General features: G+C 71.4%; 15 protein-coding genes. 8 read left to right on the forward strand and 7 right to left on the reverse strand.

Annotated features, from left to right (window positions below; genetic code table 11):
* Positions 1-2 precede the first annotated feature (2 nt).
* From ACFW0G_RS16715 to ACFW0G_RS16735, 5 genes are all read right to left on the reverse strand, one after another.
* A complete protein-coding gene (locus ACFW0G_RS16715; protein WP_378326153.1) occupies positions 3-311 on the reverse strand; it encodes a WXG100 family type VII secretion target in 309 nt (102 codons plus the stop codon).
* A 36-nt stretch (positions 312-347) separates the two neighbouring features.
* The gene (locus ACFW0G_RS16720) at positions 348-665 is read right to left on the reverse strand and encodes a WXG100 family type VII secretion target (protein WP_378326154.1); all 318 of its coding nucleotides are present in this window, start codon (positions 663-665) and stop codon (positions 348-350) included.
* A gap of 183 nt (positions 666-848) precedes the next feature.
* Positions 849-1,517, reverse strand: a complete 669-nt coding sequence (locus ACFW0G_RS16725; RefSeq protein WP_378326155.1) for a hemerythrin domain-containing protein — start codon at positions 1,515-1,517, stop codon at positions 849-851.
* A 5-nt stretch (positions 1,518-1,522) separates the two neighbouring features.
* Complete coding sequence (locus tag ACFW0G_RS16730) at positions 1,523-4,189, reverse strand: BTAD domain-containing putative transcriptional regulator (RefSeq protein ID WP_378326156.1); 2,667 nt, start codon at positions 4,187-4,189, stop codon at positions 1,523-1,525.
* 21 nt (positions 4,190-4,210) lie between these two features.
* The gene (locus tag ACFW0G_RS16735; RefSeq protein ID WP_378326157.1) at positions 4,211-6,019 is read right to left on the reverse strand and encodes a helix-turn-helix domain-containing protein; all 1,809 of its coding nucleotides are present in this window, start codon (positions 6,017-6,019) and stop codon (positions 4,211-4,213) included.
* Between the two features lie 190 nt (positions 6,020-6,209).
* On the opposite strand from ACFW0G_RS16735, the gene ACFW0G_RS16740 reads away from it, so the two are divergent.
* The 4 genes from ACFW0G_RS16740 to ACFW0G_RS16755 all read left to right on the forward strand — a co-directional run bounded on the left by ACFW0G_RS16740 (position 6,210) and on the right by ACFW0G_RS16755 (position 13,104).
* Positions 6,210-9,008, forward strand: coding sequence for an AAA family ATPase (locus ACFW0G_RS16740; protein ID WP_378326158.1), 2,799 nt, complete (start codon positions 6,210-6,212; stop codon positions 9,006-9,008).
* Entirely contained in the window at positions 9,005-11,833 is a 2,829-nt protein-coding gene (locus tag ACFW0G_RS16745) for an ATP-binding protein (protein WP_378326160.1), read from the forward strand. Before ACFW0G_RS16740 ends, ACFW0G_RS16745 begins: the two co-directional genes overlap by 4 nt.
* Before the next feature lie 294 nt (positions 11,834-12,127).
* Positions 12,128-12,664, forward strand: a complete 537-nt coding sequence (locus ACFW0G_RS16750) for a hypothetical protein (RefSeq protein WP_378326161.1) — start codon at positions 12,128-12,130, stop codon at positions 12,662-12,664.
* Between the two features lie 17 nt (positions 12,665-12,681).
* Positions 12,682-13,104 carry a DUF4234 domain-containing protein gene (locus ACFW0G_RS16755; RefSeq protein WP_378326163.1) on the forward strand — a complete coding sequence of 141 codons (423 nt, stop codon included), beginning with the start codon at positions 12,682-12,684 and terminating at the stop codon, positions 13,102-13,104.
* Positions 13,105-13,160: 56 nt separating this feature from the next.
* Here ACFW0G_RS16755 and ACFW0G_RS16760 read toward each other — a convergent pair whose 3' ends face one another.
* Entirely contained in the window at positions 13,161-16,076 is a 2,916-nt protein-coding gene (locus ACFW0G_RS16760) for a BTAD domain-containing putative transcriptional regulator (protein WP_378326164.1), read from the reverse strand.
* A gap of 295 nt (positions 16,077-16,371) precedes the next feature.
* Between ACFW0G_RS16760 and ACFW0G_RS16765 the strand changes: the two genes are divergently transcribed.
* The 4 genes from ACFW0G_RS16765 to ACFW0G_RS16780 all read left to right on the forward strand — a co-directional run bounded on the left by ACFW0G_RS16765 (position 16,372) and on the right by ACFW0G_RS16780 (position 20,052).
* Positions 16,372-17,349 carry a DUF4436 family protein gene (locus ACFW0G_RS16765; protein WP_378326166.1) on the forward strand — a complete coding sequence of 326 codons (978 nt, stop codon included), beginning with the start codon at positions 16,372-16,374 and terminating at the stop codon, positions 17,347-17,349.
* On the forward strand, positions 17,346-18,044 hold the full coding sequence (locus ACFW0G_RS16770; RefSeq protein ID WP_378326168.1) for a TIGR00645 family protein: 699 nt from the start codon (positions 17,346-17,348) through the stop codon (positions 18,042-18,044). Before ACFW0G_RS16765 ends, ACFW0G_RS16770 begins: the two co-directional genes overlap by 4 nt.
* 113 nt (positions 18,045-18,157) lie before the next feature.
* Positions 18,158-18,745: a hypothetical protein gene (locus tag ACFW0G_RS16775; RefSeq protein ID WP_378326169.1), complete on the forward strand. Its 588-nt coding sequence runs from the start codon at positions 18,158-18,160 to the stop codon at positions 18,743-18,745.
* An 83-nt stretch (positions 18,746-18,828) separates the two neighbouring features.
* Positions 18,829-20,052, forward strand: coding sequence for a glycosyltransferase 87 family protein (locus ACFW0G_RS16780; RefSeq protein WP_378326171.1), 1,224 nt, complete (start codon positions 18,829-18,831; stop codon positions 20,050-20,052).
* 5 nt (positions 20,053-20,057) lie between these two features.
* Here ACFW0G_RS16780 and pntB read toward each other — a convergent pair whose 3' ends face one another.
* Positions 20,058-21,476, reverse strand: a complete 1,419-nt coding sequence (gene pntB, locus ACFW0G_RS16785; protein WP_378326172.1) for a Re/Si-specific NAD(P)(+) transhydrogenase subunit beta — start codon at positions 21,474-21,476, stop codon at positions 20,058-20,060.
* Positions 21,477-21,485: the final 9 nt, after the last annotated feature.

Genomic DNA, 21,485 nt, shown 5'->3' on the forward strand with positions numbered 1-21,485 from the left:
GCCTATTTCCTCCCGACGCCGAGGCTGTTCCACATGTCCGAGCCCTGGTTTTCGGCCTTGCCGTAGCTCGTCATGATCTCGGCGAGTGCCTGGCGGGCCTGCGCGAGCAGGACGGGCATCTGCGCCGCGGAGGCGTCCCACTTCGCCTTGCACTGCTGGTAAGAGGCCTTCGCCTCGCTCTGCCATTCGGCAAGGCTCTTCTCGGTGTTGCTCTCCAGCGTGCCGAGCATGGTCTTGATCTGCTTGTCGACGCCCTCCATCTGCTCGAGGACACCCTGCACGCGGCCGAAGTCGATGGTGTACTGCGCCATGTCGATGGTTCTCCCTGTTCGGTGCTCGATGTCTGACTACAGGCCGGGCAGGCCGGGCATCGCGCTGCCCGCCATGTCGACCGCGCTCTGCTCGGTCTTGACATAGGACTTCGTGTTGCCGTGCAAGGCTTCCAGCATCGTGCCGAGCTGCTTGACGATGTTCTGGTACTCGTGGCACCAGGCGTTCATCGAGCTCTTGAACCGGACGGAGGCGTCGCCGGTCCACGCCACGTTCAGCTGCTGGATGTTGTTCTGCATGGTGTTCTGCGTGGTGTTGGACGTGCTCAACGCGGCCTCGAACTCACCGGCCGCCTTCTGCATCGCCGGCGTGGAAACCGAAGTGGGTGACGTCATGGTGTTCCCCTCTCCGCGAGATCCCGGATTCCCGGGAATCGCACAAGTTCTTGTCGACGTAGGGCGAGACGCCGAATCTGCCGATCAGGATGGCGCAGCGCGGTAAGCGGCCGGTCAACGTCGGATCAACGGCCTCGTACCAGCGCTCCACCGAATTCCGCAAAGGACACCGGGCGGCGGAGATCAGCGGGCGTGGCCGAAGACCTGCGTCTCACCGGCGGTGTAGGCCGCCAGGAGCGGTTCGACGACCGGGGCGGGCGGCAGCAGACGGCGCTCGTCGGCGGTGGCGTACCGCCACAGCCATGGCTGCATCCAGGAGACGAGTCCGGGCGGGGTGGACTTGCGGATCTCGGCTTCGGCCGAGGCGTACCGCGCGGCACTCACGTGGCGCAGGATGACCGGGAACAGGTGCTGTTCCTCGGCGTCGATGTGCTCGATGAGCAGGTCGCGCTGTTCGACCAGCAGCGCTGCGAGCCGTGGCGCGTGGCGGACCGGGTTCTCCGCGAAATGCGCGGCGGTGACGTCGGCGGCGTCCTGGAGCCGGTCGAGCACCTCGTGTTCGCCGATGTACGGGACGAGGTCGACGGCCCGGCCCGCCGCCGCGGCGATCACGGGCCAGAGCCGGTCGTCCTCGTTGCGGTGATGGTGGCGCACGGCGGCGTTGTACTGGTGGATGTAAGTGGTGACGGCGCCGGCGCGGGTGAGCGGCATCGCCCTCGCGTCGGCGCCGGACAGCAGGGCGGCCAAGCGCGCGATGTCGCCGAGGATGGCGCGATGGCTCAGGCGGATGCCGGTGAGGTCGGGCAGCGCGGACGTCGTGTCCGTCGTCGTCGGGGCGGAGCTGTTGGTCATGCCGCTCACCGTGCGTGGCGGTGCTCAACGCGAGATTGACGGCCGATCAACAGTGCGCCCCGGCCCGGGTCCGGGCTGTGCAGAAGCGTGCCCAGGCGCTGCAGACCGTCCACAGTGGTCAGATTCTCCCCGGTGGCGTCCGCGGCGCGCATGACCGGCGTCATGATCGTCACGTCGGGTTCCCGGGAGCTGAGCGCCGTGTACAGGCGCGCGACGTACCGGGCGACGGCGGCCGGGCTGTCCGGATTCTCGTCGTCACCCGCGAACCGCGCGGCCTTGTGCATGGCGCGCTCGGCCTCCTCGGGCCGGTCCGTCGCCCACAGCACCAGGGCCAGCAGATTGCCCGCCATATGGCGGCGCTGCGTGTCGTCCGCCTCGTCGGCGCAGGCGAGCGCCAGGCGCAGATCGGCCTCCGCCAGGTCGTGCCGCGCCGCGAGGAAGGCGAGCCAGGCGCGGATGTGCAGCGCCCTGGCCCGGTACTCCGGATCCCGCAGCGTCCGGGCTCGTTCGGCGGCGTCGCCCGCGATCCTGCTGATCTCCAGGTAGTGGGTCAGGCCCATGAAGTGCCCGCTGACGCCGACGACGCCGAGCAACTCGACGGCCGTGCGCAGCGCCTCCGTCCCGCACGGCAGCAGCTGTTCCATCGTGGCGGTCAGCAGTGCGTGCTCGGCACCGAACCACGCCCGTACCTCCGCGGTGCCCGCGAAAGCCACGCCCGCGTGCCGCACCGGGCGCAGCCACGCACGCGGCGGCTCTCCGGGTACGACGGTGCGCGAAGCGCGCAACACGGTGGCGATCAGCATCTCCGCGACGCGCACGAGTGCCGCCTCCCGCTCCGCGAGACTCTCCGTCTGCTCGGCGCGGTGGCGCGCGTACAAGCGCAGCAAATCGTGGAAACGATAACGCCCCGGTGCGTGCGACTCGAGCATCGCGGCGTCCACCAGCGTCTCGGCGAGGGTCTCCGCGGTGCGTTCGTCCGTGTCCAGCAAGGCGGCCGCGACCGGTAGCGGGACGTCCGGCGCGTCGGAGAGGGCGAGCAACCTGAACGCGCGGGCGGCATCGGGACTCAGTGCCTCGTAGGCGAGGCGGAAAGCCGGCTCGACAGCCAGATCGCCGACGCGGAGTTCGTCGAGCCGGGCGCGTTCGTCGCGCAGCCGCTGGTCGAGCGAGGCGATGCTGCGGCCGGGGCGGCCGGCGAGCCGGGACGCCGCGATCCGCACCGCGAGCGGGAGCCGCCCGCAGGCCGCCACCAGGGAACGCGCGGCCACCGGTTCGGCGTCCACGCGTTCGGCGCCGACGATCGCGGCGAGCAGGGCCAGCGCCTCGGACTCGGGTGGCAGGCCGAGATCGAAGCAGCGCGCGCCCGGGAGTGCCAGATCGCGGGCACGGCTGGTCACCAGGACGGCGCAGCCCGCGGTGCCCGGCAGCAGCGGGCGGATCTGCTCGGCGTCCCGCGCGTTGTCGAGGACGAGCAGCACCCGCCGATCAGCGAGAAGACTGCGGTAGAGCGCCGCCCGCCCCGCGAGGCCGAGCGGGATCCGGTCGGCCGGCGTGCCCAGTGCCGTCAGGAGGTCCACGAGCACGCTGGCCGGTTCGGCGGGTGTGCTGCCCGTCCGCAGATCCACGTGGAGCCGCCCGTCGGGGAACGCCCCGCCCAGCGCGTGCGCGACGTGGATGGCGACGGTGGTCTTGCCCACGCCCGCGGTGCCACTGATGGTGCACATCGTGACCGCGTGACCCTCGCCCGCGCTGCCCTCGGCCAGGACACCGCGGATCGCGCCGACCGTCGCGGCACGGCCGGTGAAGTCGGCGATGTCGGCGGGAAGCTGCTGGAGAAGCGGCCGGACAAGGGGCACGGCCGACAGTGTGGCCATCCCGCCGCCGACCTCGGTGTCCACTGTGGACGTCAAGAGTTCCGGGTCGGCGGCGAGGATCCGCCGCTGCAGCTCGGCGAGCGCGGCCGAGGGCTCGACCCCGAGTTCGGTACGCAGAGCCTGTCGCGCGGCACGGTGGACCGCCAGCGCCTCGGCCTGGCGCCCGCAGCGGTAGAGGGCGAGCATGAGCAGTTCGCTCAGGCGCTCGCGCAGCGGGAACTCCGCGACCATGGCCCGCAGTTCCGGCACCGACTGGGCGTGCCTCCCCAGTTCGAGCGCGTAGCCGAGCAGGGCCTCGCGCACGGTGGTGCGCATTTCCTCCAAGCGGTCTCGTTCGCGCTGTGCCCAGGGGCCGGGTACCCCGGCGAGCGCGCCGCCGCGCCACCGCGCCAGCGCACCGGCCAGCCGGTCGTGCACCGCGCGGACACCGCCGCTCCGGTCGGCCGCCTCCCGTTCGAACAGGACGGAGTCGACCTCGATGTCCCCGGCCCGCAGCGCGTACCCGCCCGGCACCGAGGGCAGCACGTCCCCGCTTTCCCCCGCGCACCGGCCCGGTTCGAGTACGGTCCGGAGCCGGGAAATGTAGGTCAGCACCGTGCGGTGGCCGGTCCGCGGCGGTTCGTCGCCCCACAGACCGTCGACCAGCTCGGCCATCGAGACGGCCCGGCCCTCACGCAGCAACAACATCGCGAGAACGGCGTGCTGCTGCGGGGAACCCACGTTGAGCGGCTCATCGCCTGCTCGGGCGCTCACCGGCCCGAGCAGGTGAAAACGAAGCCTGGCTTCTCGTTCGAACACCTGAAGTCCCTCCCCCGAAACTCAGCGCGCCGACACCACGACAGCCGGTTCGCGGTCCGGGCGTAAGGCTTCGGGCACCCCGAGCCGGAGCAGGTTCGCCACCTGGTGGCACTTCGCCCACGCTTCCTCCGGCCGATCGCCGATCGCGCCGGTGAGTTCGAGCGCCAGCTCGCGGGTGGGCAGCGCCCCGCGGCCGTGGCCCGTGCGGTGCGCCAGTGCCCAGCAGAGGAGGTCTCGCAGCGCGACCTCCTCCGCCGGGCTGTCCGCCGCCCGCGCGGCGGACAGCCCGAGGCCGAACAACTCGGGCCAGGGATGCGGCCGCACCCGCACGTAGGAAAACCAGTGCAGGGCACGGGCGACCGCGATCACGTCGTGGTGCCAGCGGGCGTGTGCCGCGTACCGGATCGCCGGGATCCAGTTGCCCGCCTCGGCGTCCAGCCAGGCCTCGGCCTCCGCGCACGTGCGCAGCGGAACCGAAGCGGGCTCGCCGCACGGTTCGGCTCGCTGCCACACGTCGAACAGCAGGCCCGCCCGCGTCGCGGTGTGCACCAGCCACGCGTTCGTCCGGTCGGCGGCCGCCCGCCGCGCCGACGGGGATTCCTCCTCCCGGAACCGTTCGACGGCGAACGCCCGGAGCAGCCCGTGGAGTTCGTACCGGTCGCCGTCGCGCCGCACCAGGCTCGCCTCGGCCAGCGCCGTCAGCGCGCGTCCGGCGTCGTCCGGTTCGATCCCTGCGGCCACCGCGGCCAGCGCCGGGGTGAAGTCCGCGCCGGGGACGACCGACAGGTGCCGGAAGACCAGCCGGGTTCGTTCGCCGAGCTGGCGGTAGGACAACGCGAAGGCCGTCCGTACCTGGAGATGACCCGCGGACAGCAGGGACAACCGCCGCTCGTCGGCCAGCATCGTGGCCAGGCCCTTCAGCGTCCACTGTGGACTCACGGCCAGCCGGTGCCCGGCGAGCCGCAGTGCCAGCGGCAGATTTCCGCACAGCCGCGCGACTTCCGCCGCCGCGCCGGGCTCACCGTCCACCCGCCGCGCACCGGCGATCCGCGCCAGCAGGGTCACCGCGTCGGCGGTCCGCAGCACGTTCAGCACCCGGTGGTGACCGCCGGTGAGTTCGGTCAGCGCTCGCCGGCCCGCCACCAGCACGAGGCACCGGGCGGTCCCGGGGAGCAGCATCCGGACCGCGTCCGCGGCCGGCACGTTGTCCAGCGCCAGCAGGACCCGCTTGCCGTCGAGCAGCGACCGGTAGAGCCAGGCCCGCTCGGCGAGCGATCCGCGGATCTCGGTCTCGGGCACGCCCAGCAGGCGCAGCAGCCGGTCCAGCGCCCGCGCCGGGGTCAGCGGTTCGTCCATCCCCCGCAGGTCGAGGAAGAACCGGCCGTCCGGGAACAGGTCCGCCAGCGCGTGCGCGGCGGTGGTGAGCAGGCTGGTCTTGCCGACGCCCGGCAGCCCGGAGATCGCGGCGACCGGAACCTCCTCGGTCCCCCGCGCGACCAGTTCGGCGAACGCGCGAAGCTCGGCGAGTTCGGTGTCGCGGCCGATCAGTTCCCCGGACGGGTCCGGCTTCGGCGGCCCGGCCGGGGCGCGGCGACGGCCTCGGCGGGCCGCGGCGAGGAATTCCGCCCGCGCCCGATCCGCCAGCCGCAGCGCGTCGGCCAGCGCGTCCACCGACCGCCGCTGCGGACCGCGCGCCCTGCCGCGTTCGATGTCGCCGATCGCGCGCACGCTCATTCCCGACGCTTCGGCGAGTTCCTCCTGTGTGAGCCCGGTCGCCTGCCGGTGCCGCAGCAGCAACTCACCGAACGTCGCTTCTTTCCCCCACTGCATGATGCCCCTCATTGCTCTCGTCCCGGCGCCTTGAACCCCCAGCGGCGTGACATCACACAGTGTTAGTCTCGACCCCCCGTTTTGCCTCACGGTCTGCACCGCAATACTTAACGGGCACCCCGGATTAACCAATCGGGCACCCCGTTTTGGTGACAGTGGGTGATGATCCTGGTGCGGGGGAGGTACCACGGTGGTTCTGCAAACCGAGCGGCCCTTGATCGGCCGCGAGGACCAGCTCGCCCGTGTGCGCGAGTTGCTCACGGCCGGTGCCGGCATGCTGGTCTTCGAGGGGCCGCCCGGTGCCGGCAAGACCGCCCTGCTGGCGGCGGCCGGGAAGCTGGCCGGGGCCGCGGGCCTGCCGGTGGCCAGTGCCCGGGCGCATCCGCTGAAGGGGGACTTCACCTTCGGCGTCGTCCGGCAGTTGTTCGAACCACTGCTGGCGGCCCTGCCGGAAGAGGAACGCGCCGTCGCGCTGAGTGGCCTGGCCGCCCCCGCCGGACAGGTGATCGGCGGGAACGCCGAGCATGACAACGATGTCGGGGACACCTTCGCCGTGGTGCACGCGCTGTACTGGCTCACCGCGCGGCTCGCCGAGCGACGGCCCCTGGTACTGGCGATCGACGACGTCCAGTGGGCGGACACGGCCACACTGCGCTGGCTGCTGTACCTGGCCCGGCGCGCCGAGGGACTGCCCGTGGTGCTGCTGGCCTGTCGCAACGTCGCCGAGCCCGGCGCCGATCCCGGGTTGCTGGCCGAACTGGCCGACGCGCTCGCCGGTGTCGAGGTGCCCTGGCTGACCACCGGCCAGGCGGCCGAGCTGATGACCGGGGTGTTCGGCCGCTCGCCCGATCCCGGTTTCAGCGCCGCGTGTCACCGCGCCACCGCGGGCAATCCGTTCCTGCTCGGTGAACTGGCCGCCTCGCTGGCCGCCCAGGGCCTCACCCCGACCGCGGAGGTCGCGGACCGGGTGCCGGACCTGGTCCCGGAGACCGTGTCCGCATGGGTGTCCGCCCGGATACAGGCCGATTCGGCGACCGCCGAACTGGCCAAGGCGGTCGCGGTGCTCGGCGACGGCACGGACCTCGCCACCGCCGCCGCTCTGGCCGATCTACCGCTGGACCGGGCGGGTGCGGCGGCGGACGCACTGGCCGCGCTGCGGTTCCTGGCCGGGACGCATCCGCTGGAGTTCGTCCATTCGATCGTCCGCAACGCGGTCCTCTCCGGGATCGCGCCGGACGAACGCGAGGCAGCCCACCGGCGCGCCGCCCGTCTGCTCCACGAGCGGCGCCGGGCGGACGAACAGATCGCCGCTCAGCTGCTGGCGTCGGGCCCGACCGGGCAACCGTGGGCGGTCGACGCGCTCCGGGCGGCCGCGGACACGGCGATGCGCCGGAGCGGTCCCGAGGCCGCGGTCACCTATCTCCGCCGCGCGCTGGAGGAGCCGGCGCCCGGAGCTCTCGAGGTCGACCTGTTCGCTCAACTGGGCCAGGCCGAGCTCGCGGTGGACGCGCCGAGCGCGGTCGCCCATCTCAGCGAAGCGTTCGACAAGGCAGGGGACCCCCGCCGCGCCGCCCGGATCGCGAGCGGTCTCGCGGTCGCGATCACGCAGTGCGGCGAGTTCGCGCGCGCGGAGAAGGTACTGGCACACGCGATGGCCGGCCTCGGCCCCGGCGAGCACGAGCTGATCATGGAGCTGGAGGCGACCAGCATGATGATCGGACTCGCCGCCTTCGCGCCACCGATGGCCGCCAGGGCGCGCCGGCTGTTCGCCACGGCCACGAGCCCGGAGATCGTTCGCTGGGCGGCCGCGTCCCTGGCGATCTACGGAGCATGGGCGGGTGGCTCGTGTGCGGAGGTGGTCGCCATGGCCGAGCGGACCTTGGAGCTCGAGGCCGGGCACGATCAGCTCTCCCTGGTGGCGACCGGGCTGGCCGCGGCCGCCAGCTGCTACGCCGGCCGGTTCGACCTCGCCGACGCGAGCGGTGACCAGATCCTCGAACTCGCGCGCGCCACGGGAATTCCGACGATCGCGAAATGGGCGCACTGGACATTCGGCTTCGTCGCGTACCAGAAAGGCCATGTCACCGACACGATCGAGCAAATGCGGATCGCCGACGAGATCTCCGAATCGGTCAACGGCGAGGGCAACCATCCTGACGTCTACGCGGGATTCGCGGAGTCCTATGTGGACCAGGGCAGGCCGGACGAGGCGGATGCGGTGCTCGCCAGGTTCGGGTTTCTCGACGGTGACGTTCCCGAGAGCACCGGGGCGTCCGCGCTGTTCGGTGTGCGTGGCCGGATCCGGCTGCTGCGCGGTGACCCGCGTGGAGCGCTCGAGGACCAGCTGCGCTCCGGCCGGATCCTCGAAGGGCTGGGAATCGGAAGTCCGGCGCTGTCGGCCTGGCGGTCCCGCGCCGCGGTGATCCACCACCGGCTCGGCGAGCCCGCGGAGGCCACGCGGCTGGCCGGTGCGGAACTGGAGCTGTCCCGCGCGTGGGGTGTCCCGCGCCCGCTCGGCATCGCGCTGCGGGCGCACGGAATCATCCACGACGACCTGGACACGCTGGCCGAATCGGCCGAGGTGCTGGCGGGTTCGCCCGCCCGCCTCGAACACGCTCGCAGCCGGTTCCGGCTCGGGCTGGCCCTGCACGCCCGCGGTCACGCCGAGGACGCGCGGGCCCAGCTGCGCCAGGCATACCGGCTGGCCAGGGAATGCGGGGCGGACGCGCTCGTCGAGCGCGCGGGGGAAGCCATCACCCGTGCCGGCGGCCGGCGGCCCCGCGCGGCGCGGACCGGCGCCGGGGCACTCACCCCGCGGCAGCGCCGGATCGCCGAGCTGGCCGCGGCCGGACGGACCAACCGGCAGATCGCCGAGGAACACTACCTGACCTTGCGCACCGTGGAACACCATCTCACCGGCGTGTACCAGGTGCTCGGCATCGATCGCCGTGAAGAGCTCGCCGCGGCTCTCGCGGCAGGGGAATCGTGAACACCCCGCTGTTCGGCCGGGACGCCCAGCTCACCGCCATAGCGGATGTCCTCGCCGCGGGGAAACCGGATCATCTGGTGCTGTCGGGGATTTCCGGCGCAGGGAAGTCCGCCCTGCTGGACAGCGCGGCCGGCCTCGCTGTCCGAAATGGACACCGGGTGTTGTGGGCAGGCGCCCATCCGCTGGAGCAGGACTACGCGTTCGGCCTGGTGCGCCAGCTCTTCCAGCCGATCATCGCCGAACTGTCCGATGCGGACCGTGCCGCGTTGTTCGCCGGGGCGGTGGCTCCGGCCGTCGCCGCGGTGTGGCCGGAGCCGGGACCACCCGCCGAAGCCGGTGACGCGCATTTCGCCGTTCCGCACGCCCTGTACTGGCTCGCGGTGCGGCTGGCCGAACAGGGTCCGATCGTGCTCGTCGTCGATGACGTGCAATGGGCGGACGAGGCTTCGCTGCGCTGGCTGGCGTACCTCGCCGGCCGGGCGGATCCGGTACCGCTCCTGCTGATCGCGGCGCGCACCACCGGAATGCGGGGCGGTCAGGAGGCGCTGGTCGACCAGCTGACCGGGCACCTGCGCCCCGTGGCGGTGTCCGGACTGTCCGAACCGGACGTCGCCGCGTTCGCCCGCGCCGCGCTGAAGGCCGAACCCGAACACGGTTTCGTGGCCGCTTGCCGCGAAGTCACCGGCGGGAACGCGTTCCTTCTCGGCGAACTGCTCGCCACCCTGGCCGCGGAGGACGTACCGCCCACCGAGGACGCGATCACCCGGCTGGCCGAGTTCAGCCCGCACGGGGTGTCGCGCTGGGTGCTCACCAGGATCCGGCGCGCCGATCCGGACGCCTCCGCCGCCTGCGCCGCGGTGGCCGAAGCGATGGCGATCCTCGGGGAGAGTGCCTTCGTGCCGGTCGTGGCCGCCGTCGCGGGACTTCCCGAGGAGACTGTCGAGCGTGCCGCGGACCTGTTGTCGCACATGGGTTTGCTCCGCGGCCTGGCCCCGATGCGGTTCGCGCATGCCATCGTCCGCGGCGCGGTCGACGGGGAGATCCCGGCCGGGCGGCGCCGCACCGCCCACGCGCAGGCCGCCCGCGTGCTGGACACCCGGCGCGGCGACGCGGAACGGGTCGCCGCGCATCTGCTCGCCTGCGATCCGATCGGCGAGCCGTGGGCGGCCGACGCGTTGCGCCGGGCGGCCCGGCAGGCACTGCACCGGGGCGTCGCCGAGCCCGCGGGGCGGTACCTGCGCCGCGCGCTCGCCGAAAGCGGGGACGAGACGACCAGGGTGGTGGTGACCGCCGAACTGGGCCGCGCCGCGCTCTCCGTGGACCTGCCTTCCGCCGTGGCACACCTCACCGACGCGTTCGACGCCGTGGTCGCGTTGCCGCGCGAATCCTGGCCGGACCGGCTGTTCACCGCGACCGTGGCCAAGGACCTCACCCTCGCCACCGGGGCGAGCGGGAACTTCTCGATGGGGCGTGACGTGCTCGACCAGGTGGCGGCGGCCCTCGGGGACAGCGAGCCCCAGCTGGTCTGCGATCTGGAGGCGTACGCGATCGGCGCGGGCGTCGGCATCCCCGGGTTCCCGCACGAGGAACGGCTTGCCCGCCTGCGCGAACGGGCCGCGGCCTTCCCGGATTCCGCGCGGCTGGCGGCGGCGCTGACCGCGCATCACCGGTCCGGCACCGGAACCGGCCGGGAGCGGGTGGTCGAGGATCTGCGCCGGGCATGGGAACTGCCCACGGCCTCGGCCATCGAACGGCTGGGGGCCTTCGCGTTCTGTGCCGCCGGGCTGTGCCGGGCCGACGAATTCGACCTCGCCGCACGGTTCAGCGAGGCACTCGTGGCCGAATCGTCCGTGGCGGGTCAGCCGATGTTCGCCGAACTCGGGCACGCGCTGCACGGTGTGGTCGCCTTCCACACCGGCCGGCTCACCGACGCGCTCGACGAGGCACGCGCGGCGATCGAGCTCCGCGACAGCCTGTCCGGGGGCCACTGGCCGGCGTCCGGCTGGGAGGGTCATCTGATCCGGGTCCACCTCGCCCGAGGTGAGTTCGAAGAGGCCGAACGGCTGCTGAGCGCGGCCGGGGAACCCGAGACCTGGCAGCCGAGCTACTTCGTGAACTGGCTGCTGCACGGGCGCGGGCAGATGCGCTCGCTGCGCGGGGACCTCGAAGGCGCGCTGGCGGATCATCTGGAGTGCGGCCGCAGCCTCGCCGGATACGACATCCACAATCCGGCGGAAATCCCGTGGCGGTCCCGGGCGGCACTGGCGAACCACCGGCTGGGGCGAACCGGCACGGCTGTCGAATTGGCGACCGAGGAGCTCGAGCTGGCCCGGCGCTGGGGCGCGCCACGAGCCCTCGGCCAGGCCCTGCGCGCGCTCGGCCGGATCACCCGCGACACCGACCTGCTCACCGAATCCGTTGCCGTGCTGACGGATTCGCCTGCGAAACTGGCCCGCGCGTACTCCCTGTTCCACTTAGGACTCGCCCATCACCGGGAAAGCCGCCGCGCCGACGCCAGAACCGTGCTCACCCGGGCACACCGGCTCGCGCACGAATGCGGCGCCCACCGGCTGGCCGAGAAGGCCGCCGAGGCGGTGACGCGGATCGCCGGCCGCCGGCCGAACGCACCCCGGATCGGCCTGGCCGCGCTGACCGCGCAGGAACGCCGGATCGCCGAACGGGCCGCGGCGGGCGCGGGCAACCGGCAGATCGCCGAGGAGCTGTTCCTCACGTTGCGCACGGTGGAACAACACCTCACCTCCGCCTATCGCAAACTCGGCATCGACGGCAGGCGCGGGCTCGCCGGCGCCCTGCGTTCCCGCTAGTTCTGCCGGTTCTTCCACCTGGCACGGTCCGCGTGCCGGGATTAGCGTGAGACCTGTTCGTGCGCCCTTCAGCCCTCATTCGCACGAACGCGAAGTGACGGCCGCCGCCGCCCGGCACCCCAGCGCGCGGCGGCGGCCGTCCTCGTAGTTCTGCCTCTTGTTCTGCCTGGTGCGGGAATGGGCCGGGTTCTACGGTGAATTCGCCCCGGCGGCTCGGTGCGATCCCCGCCCGGCGCCCGGTTCTGCTCGTCCAAAAAGGACGAAGTAATCCATCAGAAGCATTGGGAGAAATCCATGAGGTACCGAGCTATCGCCGCGGGAGTCGTGGTGGCCGCCGCGCTGCCACTCGCCGCGTGTTCGTCCACTGCGGACGCCGCGACGATCGCCTGGATCGACAAGGTGTGCGGAGTTTCGGTCAAGCTCGGCGACGTCTTCGCCGCCGTCAAGCCGATGAACGACGAACCGGCCAAGGTCAAGGCGCAGTCGGTGTCCGAATCGGACGCCCGGGTGGCGGCCGTCGACCAGGCGGTGAGCGATCTGAACGCCTTGAAGAAGGGGCCGCACGCCGACTCCGAGAAATACGTCTCGGCACTGGCCGACGTGTACACGAAGATGAAGCCCAGCCTCGAACGCGCGCGGAACGCGATCCGGTCGGCGGACGAGCAGGATCCCACGGCCGTGAACGCCGCGCTCGCCACGGTCACCAAGGAAACGGAAGAGGTCGACCGGATCCGAGCCGGTTACAAGGGCATCACCACCGCGGCCGATCTCGCCGATGCCGAAGGAAAAGCCGCGAACTGCAAGAAACTCCCCTCAGCGGGCCAGAAATAACCAGAAAGGTTGACGACATGACCCACCCGGAAGCCCTCCGCACTCCCCCGGTGCCGCACGGCACCGAGACCGGCGCCCCGGAGTTCAAGCGGCGCAGCCCCGCCGCGGTGTGGCTCGGCCTGCCGCTGATCACGCTGGGGATCTACCACTTCGTCTGGTACTACAAGATCCACCGGGAGATGGCCGCGTTCCACCGGAAGCCGGACTCCCCGGTGGCCGGTCCGATGCTGGTGCTCCTGTTCCTGTCCTGGACCCTCGTCGCGCCGTTCGTGTCCTACTACCGGACCGGGGAACGCATCCGCGAGACCCAGCGGCACGCCGGCCTGCCCGAGTCCTGCAACCCCGTGCTCGGGACGTTCCTGATGCTGCTGTGGGGCGCCGGTGTCCTCTACTACCAGGCCGAACTGAACAAGATCGCGGATTCGCGCGGTCAGCTCTAGCCCTCCGTCCGTGAAGGCCTCCTTCACAGCGCTGAACGCTGTGGTGAAGGAGGCCTTCACGGACTTGGGACGGCCCCGCTCAGCAGGCCGCGAACGTGTTCGGTCTCAGGGGCGCCGCAGCTTTCGAAGAGTCCGAGCGCCTGCTGCCGGCAGGTCAGCGCGCGGCCGGGCTGGTTCAGACCATCAAGGGCGCTGCCGAGCGCGGCGAGCGCACCGGCGATGACATAGGCGTGGTGCGACTGCCTTCCGATGGCCAACGCTTCTTCGGCGACGTCGAGCGCCTGGCCGAACTCACCGGCCTTCCGGTGCACCTCGGCGAGGCAGAGCAGCACACGGGCGGTCTGGGTCCGCAGCCGCGCCCTCTTGTACATCGCGATCGCTTCGCGGAGATGAGCACCCGCCTCCTCGGTCCTGCCCAGTTCGCCGAGGACGATCCCGATCTGGTGCAGGGCGTTCGGCGTGGCGATGCTGTCCCCGATGTCCCGGCTGACGGCGAGCGCCTCGGCCGCCGCGGCCAGCGCGCGATCGCCGTCACCGACGCCGAGATGCGCGCAGGCACTGGTGGCCACGGTGAACGCGACGGCGGCGTTGTCCCCGAGAGAGCGGTAAAGCGGGCGCGCCTTGTCCAGCAGCGCGAGAGCGTCCGCGTAACCGCGGCGTTCCACCGCGCAGATCCCGAGGCCGAGCAGGGACTGGGCGACGCACTGGGTGTCGCCGGACGCCGTGCTCAGCTCCAGCCCGGTGGTGAGTTCGGCCTCCGCCTCCGGCATCCGCCACGCGTGGTGGAGGAACACGGCGAGCGCGTGCCGGGAACGGATCTCGCTGCCGCGGTCACCCCGGCGCCGCGCGGCCGCGGCGACCGCCCGCGCCGCCAGCCCCACGTCCCCGCTGGGCGAAACCCGGTCCATGAGCAGGGCGAGGAGCAGCATCAGGTCGGCGGCCTGGCGAAGCTCGCCCGCCGGGTCCTCCGTGGTCTGGCCGACGATGCGCATCGTGCTGTCCCGCATGACATCGAGCCAGTCACGGGCCTCGTCGTGGCCGGCGAACGACAGCCCGGCCGCGTAGGTCGGTACCACGTAGCCGGGCTGACTGTCGCCGGGTTCGAGCAGCCGGAACACGTTGCGTGTCGTGGCCAGCGTGAAGTCGAGGACCCGGCCCACCACGGCGCCGCGCTCCCCGGCCGGGTCGACGTCCTCGGCCTTGCGGCGGGCGTACAACCTGAGCAGATCGTGGTAGTGGTACTGGCCGGGCCGCGGCGAGTCGAGCAGTCCGGTGTCCACAAGGGACTCGAGGATGTCCTCGGCCCGTTGCTCGGCGAGATCCAGCGCCGCCGCCGCGGTGGCCAGCGGGAGAAAGGCCGTGTCGGGCACGGACAGCAGCCGGAACGCCTCGGCGTGCTCGGCGCCGAGCTGGCGGTAGCTGAGCTCGAAGGTCGCTTCGACGGCCAGATCGCCCACCCGGAGCTGGTCCAGCCTGCGGTACTCGTCACGCAGGCGCCGGGCGAACGACGCGATCGTCCAATCAGGACGGCAGGCCAGCCGGGACGCGGCGATCCGCACGGCGAGCGGGAGGAACCCGCACGCGGTGAGCACATCGAGAACGGCGTCCGGTTCCTCGCCGGCCCGCCGCTGCCCCACGATCGCGCCGAACAGCGCGGCCGCCTCGGCCCGCTCCAGCGCTTCGAGCGGGACGAAAACGGCGGGCAGCCCGGCCATCGTCGTCCTGCTGGTGATCAGGACCGCGCTCCCGCCCGCACCGGGCAGCAGCGGGCCGACCTGCTCGGCGTCGCGCGCGTTGTCCAGCACCAGCAGCACCCGACGCCCGGCCAGGCAGGACCGGAAGAGCGCCGCCCGTTCGGACGCCTCCTCGGGAACGGCGGAGTCGGCGACCCCGAGCGCCCGCAGGAAACCCGCCAGCACGGCGGCCGGATCGCGGGGGCGGGAGCTCGTCCCCTCGAGGTCCACGTAGAGCTGTCCGTCGGGATAGTCACCCCGGACCGAGTGTGCGATGTGGACGGTGAGGGCGGTCTTCCCGATCCCGCCGATCCCGCTGATGGCCGTGATCGGCACGGCACCATCCGCCCCGGCACGCAGTACGGCGGCGAGTTCACCGACCCGGGTGGCACGACCGGTGAAATCGGCGACGTCGGCCGGGAGCTGGGCGGGTTTCGGCACGACGGGCTCCGCACTGGGCCCTGCCGCTGGTGCCGGGCCCGCGAGATCCGGGTCGGCGGCGAGGATTCCCTGGTGCAGCGCGCAAAGCCGCTCCCCCGGTTCGATGCCGAGCTCCTTGGTGAGCGTGCGCCGGGTGTCGGTGAACACCCCGAGCGCCTCCGCCTGGCGCCCGCCCCGGTACAGCGCGAGCATCAGCAGCTCCCGCAGCCGCTCGCGCAGGGGATGTTCGGAGGTCAGCGCCGTCAGCTCCGCGACCACGCCGGCGTGCTCGCCTCTGGCCAGTTCGACCTCGACGCGGGTCTCCAGCGTGGTGAGCCGCCGCTCGGCCAGCCGGGTCCGCTGTGCCACGCCGTAGGGGCCGGGGACGCCCGCCAGCGGCTCGCCCCGCCACTGCCGCAACGCGGCGGTCAGCAGCCGGCCCGCCTCGCCGAGGTCACCGTCCGCTTTGGCCTGTCCCGCCTCGGCGACCAGCCGCTCGAACACTCCCACGTCGACGTCTTCGGCGCCGCAGCGCAGGGCGTAGCAGTTGCCGACCGAAACCAGGAGATCCTCGCCTCCGAACACCGTCCGCAGCCGGGAAACATAGGTCCGGAGCGTGCCGAGCGCCCGTGGCGGCGGGTCCTCGCCCCACAGACCGGCCACCAGCTGGTCCACCGACACCGCCTGGGCCGGTCTGAGCGCCAGCATCGCGAGGACCGCGCGTTGCTGGGGCGTCCCGAGCGGTAGTTCGGCCTCCCCCCGCCACGCCTGGACCGGTCCGAGCACCGTGAACCGCACCGCGCCAGCCGGCTGTTCCACCGGCCCCCTCCTCCCCGCACCGCGTGCCGGGCGGGGAAACCACCCGCCGCGTTTCGCGGAGTATAACCACGAGCGAGCGGAACGGCCGCTTTTCGGCAGTACGACCCGGGCCGTCCTTTGTGGACTTCAGCGCTGCGAAGGGGCCCTTCGGTGCGCTGGGCGCCATGAAGGACCCCTTCGCCCCAGCACGTTTACCGGTTGTTGAGCACGCGTTGGCCACGCGTTCCTAGCCTGCCAGGCGCACGCCGGACCAGAGAAGGATGAAATGAATTCGAAGGGGACTGCCCAGCGCGGCTTGGCAGGTTGGATCAGAGCGGTCATCGTCGCGGCTGTCGTCGCGCTGCTCACCGGCGTCAGCCTGTGGGTGTACGCCGTCGAACGCGGCAATGGCCAGAGCCAGATCGTCATGGGGGACACGAACGCGGCCGACCGGGTGGACGTCGCCGTCTTCGCCCAGAAGGTCGACGCGGCGGCCCAGGAGCTGTCCGTCCAGGTCGAGCTGCACCCGCAGGGGCAACTGCTGGACGGCGAGACCGGCGCACCGCGGCGCGAGATCACGGTCTACACCAACGGGCTCAAAGGAGAGACCCTGTCACTCAAACCGGGGAAGAACCCCGGGGTGTCCGACCTCAAGATCGCCTTGCACGACGGCGTGGTCACCGACTACCCGTTCGACCGGTACAAGTTCGATGTCCTGTTCGCTGCCGAGACCGGGAACCACGCGGTCCCGGTGAGCGTGACGTTCACCAACGCCGACTCGTTCTTCAAGATCAAGCCCGCCGACCTGAAGACCGACGGCGGCGCGCTGGCCTTCACCGCCCAGGCGGGGCGGTCCACCGGGACGATGGCCTTCGCGGTGTTCATCATGGCCTTCATGTGGGGCCTGAGCCTGGCCGCGGTGATCGCCGCCTGGTTCGCGGCGGGCGGCAGGCGCGGGCTGCTCTGGCCGTCGCTCAGCTTCATGGGCGCGTTGCTGTTCGCACTGGTGCCGCTGCGCAACGCGCTGCCCGGTTCGCCGCCCATCGGCGCGATCGCCGACTTCGGCGCGTTCTTCATGGCCGAGGCGCTGATCTCCATTTCGCTGATCACCACGGTGGTGTTCGGATACATCGTCGAACGCGCCAACGCGAAGAAGGAAGCGGCCGAGAAACAACCGGAACCACCAGCCCAGGGACCTCCGCCGATGGTGATGACGGCGCCACTGGCCCCGGTCGGCCCCGTTGTCCAGCAGGGACACCAGCCCGGCTGGCCCGGCCAGCACTTCCCCCGATGAACGAGCAGGCGGCGAGCGTGCACCACAACGAGGCGTACCCCGGCCGGCGACGCCCGAACCGGCTCGGCTACGCGCTGTTCCTCAGCCGATGGCTCCAGTTCCCGCTCTACGTCGGGCTGATCGTGGCCCAGGCCGTCTACGTCTGGCGGTTCCTCCTGGAGACCTGGGAACTCGCCGTGCACGGCTTCAGCGGCCGGGGCGCCGACGGCGGCGCGTTCACCGAGTCGGACGTCATGCTGACGGTCCTCCAGCTCGTGGACATCGTGATGATCTCCAATCTGCTGATCATGGTCATCGTGGGTGGGTACGAGACGTTCGTGTCCAGGATCCGCCTGCGGGGTCACCCGGACGAACCCGAATGGCTCTCGCACGTCAACGCCAACGTGCTCAAGGCCAAGCTGGCCACGGCCATCATCGGCATTTCCTCGATCCACCTGCTGCGGACCTTCATCAAGCCCCCCGAACGGGTGCACGGCACCGGTGAGATCGACGTGACCGCGGTGATGTGGCAGGCGATCCTGCACTCCATTTTCATCCTCTCCGCGATCGGACTGTCCGTTGTGGACAGGATCATGAGCGGGACCGAGAAGCTGTCGCGAACCCACCGGGAAGCCGGCTACGCGGACCTGGTGGCGTTGCCGTCCGAACGGGACGACGTCCCCGCCGCCGTCAACGGCCGGGACTCCGCGCGTTGATCGGACGTTGACCGATCGGCATCCAGCGGACGGCATAGTCGTCCGGCATCGGAACGGTGCTTCCGCGCGCCCGCGGCGCGTCAGTGAAATGTTGTTGTGAAAGGGATAGTTCCATGAAGAGTAAGACCATCGGCGCGGCGCTGCTCGCGGTCACCTGCGCGTTCGGGCTCGGCGCGTGCGGTTCCAAGCCGGAAACGCCGAAGGCCGCGGACCGCTCCGCCGCACCCACCCCGACGTCGGTGGCCGCGCCGAACACCGGCGCCGACACCGTGAAATGGCTGGACCAGTTCTGCGCCGCGGCCGACGGCATCACGGACCTCGCCAAGAAGGCCCCGCAGTTCGACGAATCCACCTCGCCCAGCCAGATGAAGGCCGAACTCGGCAAGCATCTCGACCAGGTGTCCACGACGGTGGGTGGCGCGATGGACAAGTTCCGCGCACTGGGCAAGGCCCCCATGACGAGTCTCGACGACGGTTCCCGCAAGCTCACCGCGTCCCTCGGCCAGCTGAAGCAGGTGGTCGACACCCTCAAGGACAGGGTCGGGAAGGCGGATCCGGCGGACGGCGCGGCGTTCATCAAGATCGGCGAGGACACCGGCACCGAGATCGGCAAGGTCAACTTCGACTTCGACACCAAAACCGACAAGAGCGTCGAGGAGGCCGCGGCGAAAGCCCCGGCCTGCAAGAAGTTCACCAGCTGACACGGACGTGGCCGGTCGCCCGCCGACGCGGGGCGGCCGGCCACCCCGCGTGAGTCCTCTCGCGACCGGACGGAGTGAGCACAATGGACAGTGATGTGGTAGTTCCGTTCCTGCGCCGGGGAAACACGACGACGTTCGGCGGGATGCTGCGGCGACGGCTCGACGCGCTCGGCACCCGCCGGTGGGCGGTGGTGACGCTGGTCGTGGCCGCATCCGTGGTGACAGCGGGAAATGTCGCCATCGTCTGTACACTGTGGCCGGTGGACCTGGAGGTCTACCGATCCGGCGCGCAAGCCCTGCTACACGGGCGTGACGTCTACGGACCGCTCCCGCCGACCAGGGGCGGCCTGCAGTTGCCGTTCATCTATCCACCGTTCGCCGCCGTGGTGTTCCTGGTGTTCCTGGCCCCGCCGATTCCACTGGCCGCGGTGCTGATGCTCGGGATCTCGCTGGCGGCGCTGGGCGCGGCGGTGTACGTCGTGGTGCGGCCGCACACCGGACGCCGCACCGCCGTGTTCGCCGCGGTCCTGACCGGGACGGCGGCACTGGCCTTCGAACCGGTCCGGAACACGCTGTGGTTCGGCCAGGTCAACCTCGTGCTCATGGCGCTGGTGGCGATCGACTGCCTGGCCCCGAAGACACGCTGGCCGCGCGGCCTGTTGCTGGGGCTGGCCGCGGCGGTGAAGATCACCCCGGCGGGCTTCGTCCTGTTCTTCCTGCTGAAGCGCGACTTCCGCGCCGCGGGGACCGCCGTCGTCACGTTCCTCGCCGCCGGGCTGGCCGGATTCGCGGTGGCGCCGAGGGCATCGGCGGACTACTGGTTCGGTGGCCAGCTGACCACGGCCTCGGGGTTGAGCGGATCGGTCTACGCCACCAACCAGTCGATCCAGGGCGCGGTCCACCGGCTCGGGCTGCCGCCCACGCCGACGCTCGTCGCGATCGTGGTGACGACAGCGGCCGCCCTGCTGCTCGCCGTGGGGGCCATGCGCCGCGCCGACGCCCCGATGGCACTCCTGCTCAACGCGGCCATGGTGCTGGTGTGCTCACCGATCTCGTGGTCGCACCACTGGGTGTGGATCGTCCCCGCCGCCGTCCTGCTCGGCGCCCGCGCCCGAAGCCGCCGCGCGGTGGCCGCTCTGGTGGCCGTCCTCGTGGTCTTCGCCGTCGCACCGCATTCGTTCCTGCCCGCCACCCAGCTCCGCGAGCTCACCTGGCGGCCGCTGGAGCATGTGGCCGGCAACAGCTATCTGTTGCTGGCCATGGGTTTTCTCGTTTGGCAGTGCGTCGCACTCCGCCGCGGCCGGTAACCGGTTCAGAGAGCGGTGAGGATGTCGCCGACCCGGTCCTTCGCGTCGCCGAAGAGCATCGCGGAGTTGTCCCGGAAGAACAACGGGTTCTGCACCCCGGCGTAACCGGAGGCCATGGAACGCTTGAACACGACCACGTTGGCGGCTTCCCAGACGGTGAGCACGGGCATGCCCGCGATCGGGCTGCCGGGGTCCTCCGTCGCGGCGGGATTCACCGTGTCGTTGGCGCCTATGACCAGGACCACGTCGGTGTCGGCGAAGTCGTCGTTGATCTCGTCCATTTCGAGCACGATGTCGTAGGGCACCTTGGCCTCGGCCAGCAGCACGTTCATGTGTCCCGGCAACCGGCCGGCCACCGGGTGGATGCCGAAGCGGACCTCGACCCCCTTGTCGCGCAGTTTGCGGGTCAGCTCGGCCACGCCGTACTGCGCCTGGGCGACGGCCATGCCGTAGCCGGGCGTGATGATCACCCGCGACGCGCCGGTCAGCAGTTCCGCAGCGCCTTCCGCGGTGATTTCCCGGTGTTCGCCGTAGTCCTTGTCCCCGCTCGGACCCGCCTCGATCCCGAAACCACCGGCGATCACCGAGACGAACGAACGGTTCATCGCCTTGCACATGATGTACGACAGATACGCACCGGAGGAACCGACCAGCGCGCCGGTGATGATCAGCAGATCGTTCTCCAGCAGGAACCCCGACGCGGCCGCGGCCCAGCCGGAATAGGAGTTCAGCATCGACACGACCACCGGCATGTCGCCGCCACCGATGGACGCGACCAGATGCCAGCCGAGCGCGAGGGCGACGACCGTGACCGCGATCAGCAGCCACAACTGCGGATCGATCACGAACCAGGCGGTGAGCGCGACGAACACGACCAGCGCGCCCAGATTGAGCAGGTTCTTGCCGGGCAGCGTCAGCGGCGCGGACTTGATCTTCGCGGACAGCTTGAGGTTGGCCACGATCGAGCCGGTGAAGGTGACCGCGCCGATGAACACCCCGATGAACACCTCGGCGTGGTGGATGCCCAGCGTGCCGAGCGAGTCCAGATGCCGCGCCTCGACGCCGCCGGGCTCGTGTTCGACCAGCAGGAAACCGTTCCAGCCGACCAGCACCGCGGCGAGCCCGACGAACGAGTGCAGCAGCGCGATCAGCTCGGGCATCCCGGTCATCTGCACCACCCGGGCCCGCCACAGCCCGATCAGCGCGCCGACCAGCATCGCGGCGACCAGCAGGCCGAACGCGGCGCCCCTGATGCCCTGGTCCAGCGTCAGCGCGATCGTGGCGACCAGCGCGACCGCCATCCCGGCGATGCCGAAGGAGTTGCCCGCCCTCGCCGTCTCGTGCCGGGACAGCCCGGCCAGCGCCAGGATGAACAGCAGCGCGGCGACGATGTAGGCCGCCTGGCTCGCGGTGTGCACGGTCATCTCAGGGCC

Source organism: Amycolatopsis sp. NPDC058986 (assembly GCF_042741125.1).
In the GTDB taxonomy this organism is placed as follows: domain Bacteria; phylum Actinomycetota; class Actinomycetes; order Mycobacteriales; family Pseudonocardiaceae; genus Amycolatopsis.

Excerpts from the sequence above, each read along its gene's own strand:
- ACFW0G_RS16715 (WP_378326153.1), bottom strand. The coding sequence starts at position 311 with ATGGCGCAGTACACCATCGACTTCGGCCGCGTGCAGGGTGTCCTCGAG.
- ACFW0G_RS16720 (WP_378326154.1), bottom strand. The coding sequence starts at position 665 with ATGACGTCACCCACTTCGGTTTCCACGCCGGCGATGCAGAAGGCGGCC.
- ACFW0G_RS16725 (WP_378326155.1), bottom strand. The coding sequence starts at position 1,517 with ATGACCAACAGCTCCGCCCCGACGACGACGGACACGACGTCCGCGCTG.
- ACFW0G_RS16735 (WP_378326157.1), bottom strand. The coding sequence starts at position 6,019 with ATGCAGTGGGGGAAAGAAGCGACGTTCGGTGAGTTGCTGCTGCGGCAC.
- ACFW0G_RS16750 (WP_378326161.1), top strand. The coding sequence starts at position 12,128 with ATGAGGTACCGAGCTATCGCCGCGGGAGTCGTGGTGGCCGCCGCGCTG.
- ACFW0G_RS16755 (WP_378326163.1), top strand. The coding sequence starts at position 12,682 with ATGACCCACCCGGAAGCCCTCCGCACTCCCCCGGTGCCGCACGGCACC.
- ACFW0G_RS16770 (WP_378326168.1), top strand. The coding sequence starts at position 17,346 with ATGAACGAGCAGGCGGCGAGCGTGCACCACAACGAGGCGTACCCCGGC.
- ACFW0G_RS16775 (WP_378326169.1), top strand. The coding sequence starts at position 18,158 with ATGAAGAGTAAGACCATCGGCGCGGCGCTGCTCGCGGTCACCTGCGCG.
- ACFW0G_RS16780 (WP_378326171.1), top strand. The coding sequence starts at position 18,829 with ATGGACAGTGATGTGGTAGTTCCGTTCCTGCGCCGGGGAAACACGACG.
- pntB (WP_378326172.1), bottom strand. The coding sequence starts at position 21,476 with ATGACCGTGCACACCGCGAGCCAGGCGGCCTACATCGTCGCCGCGCTG.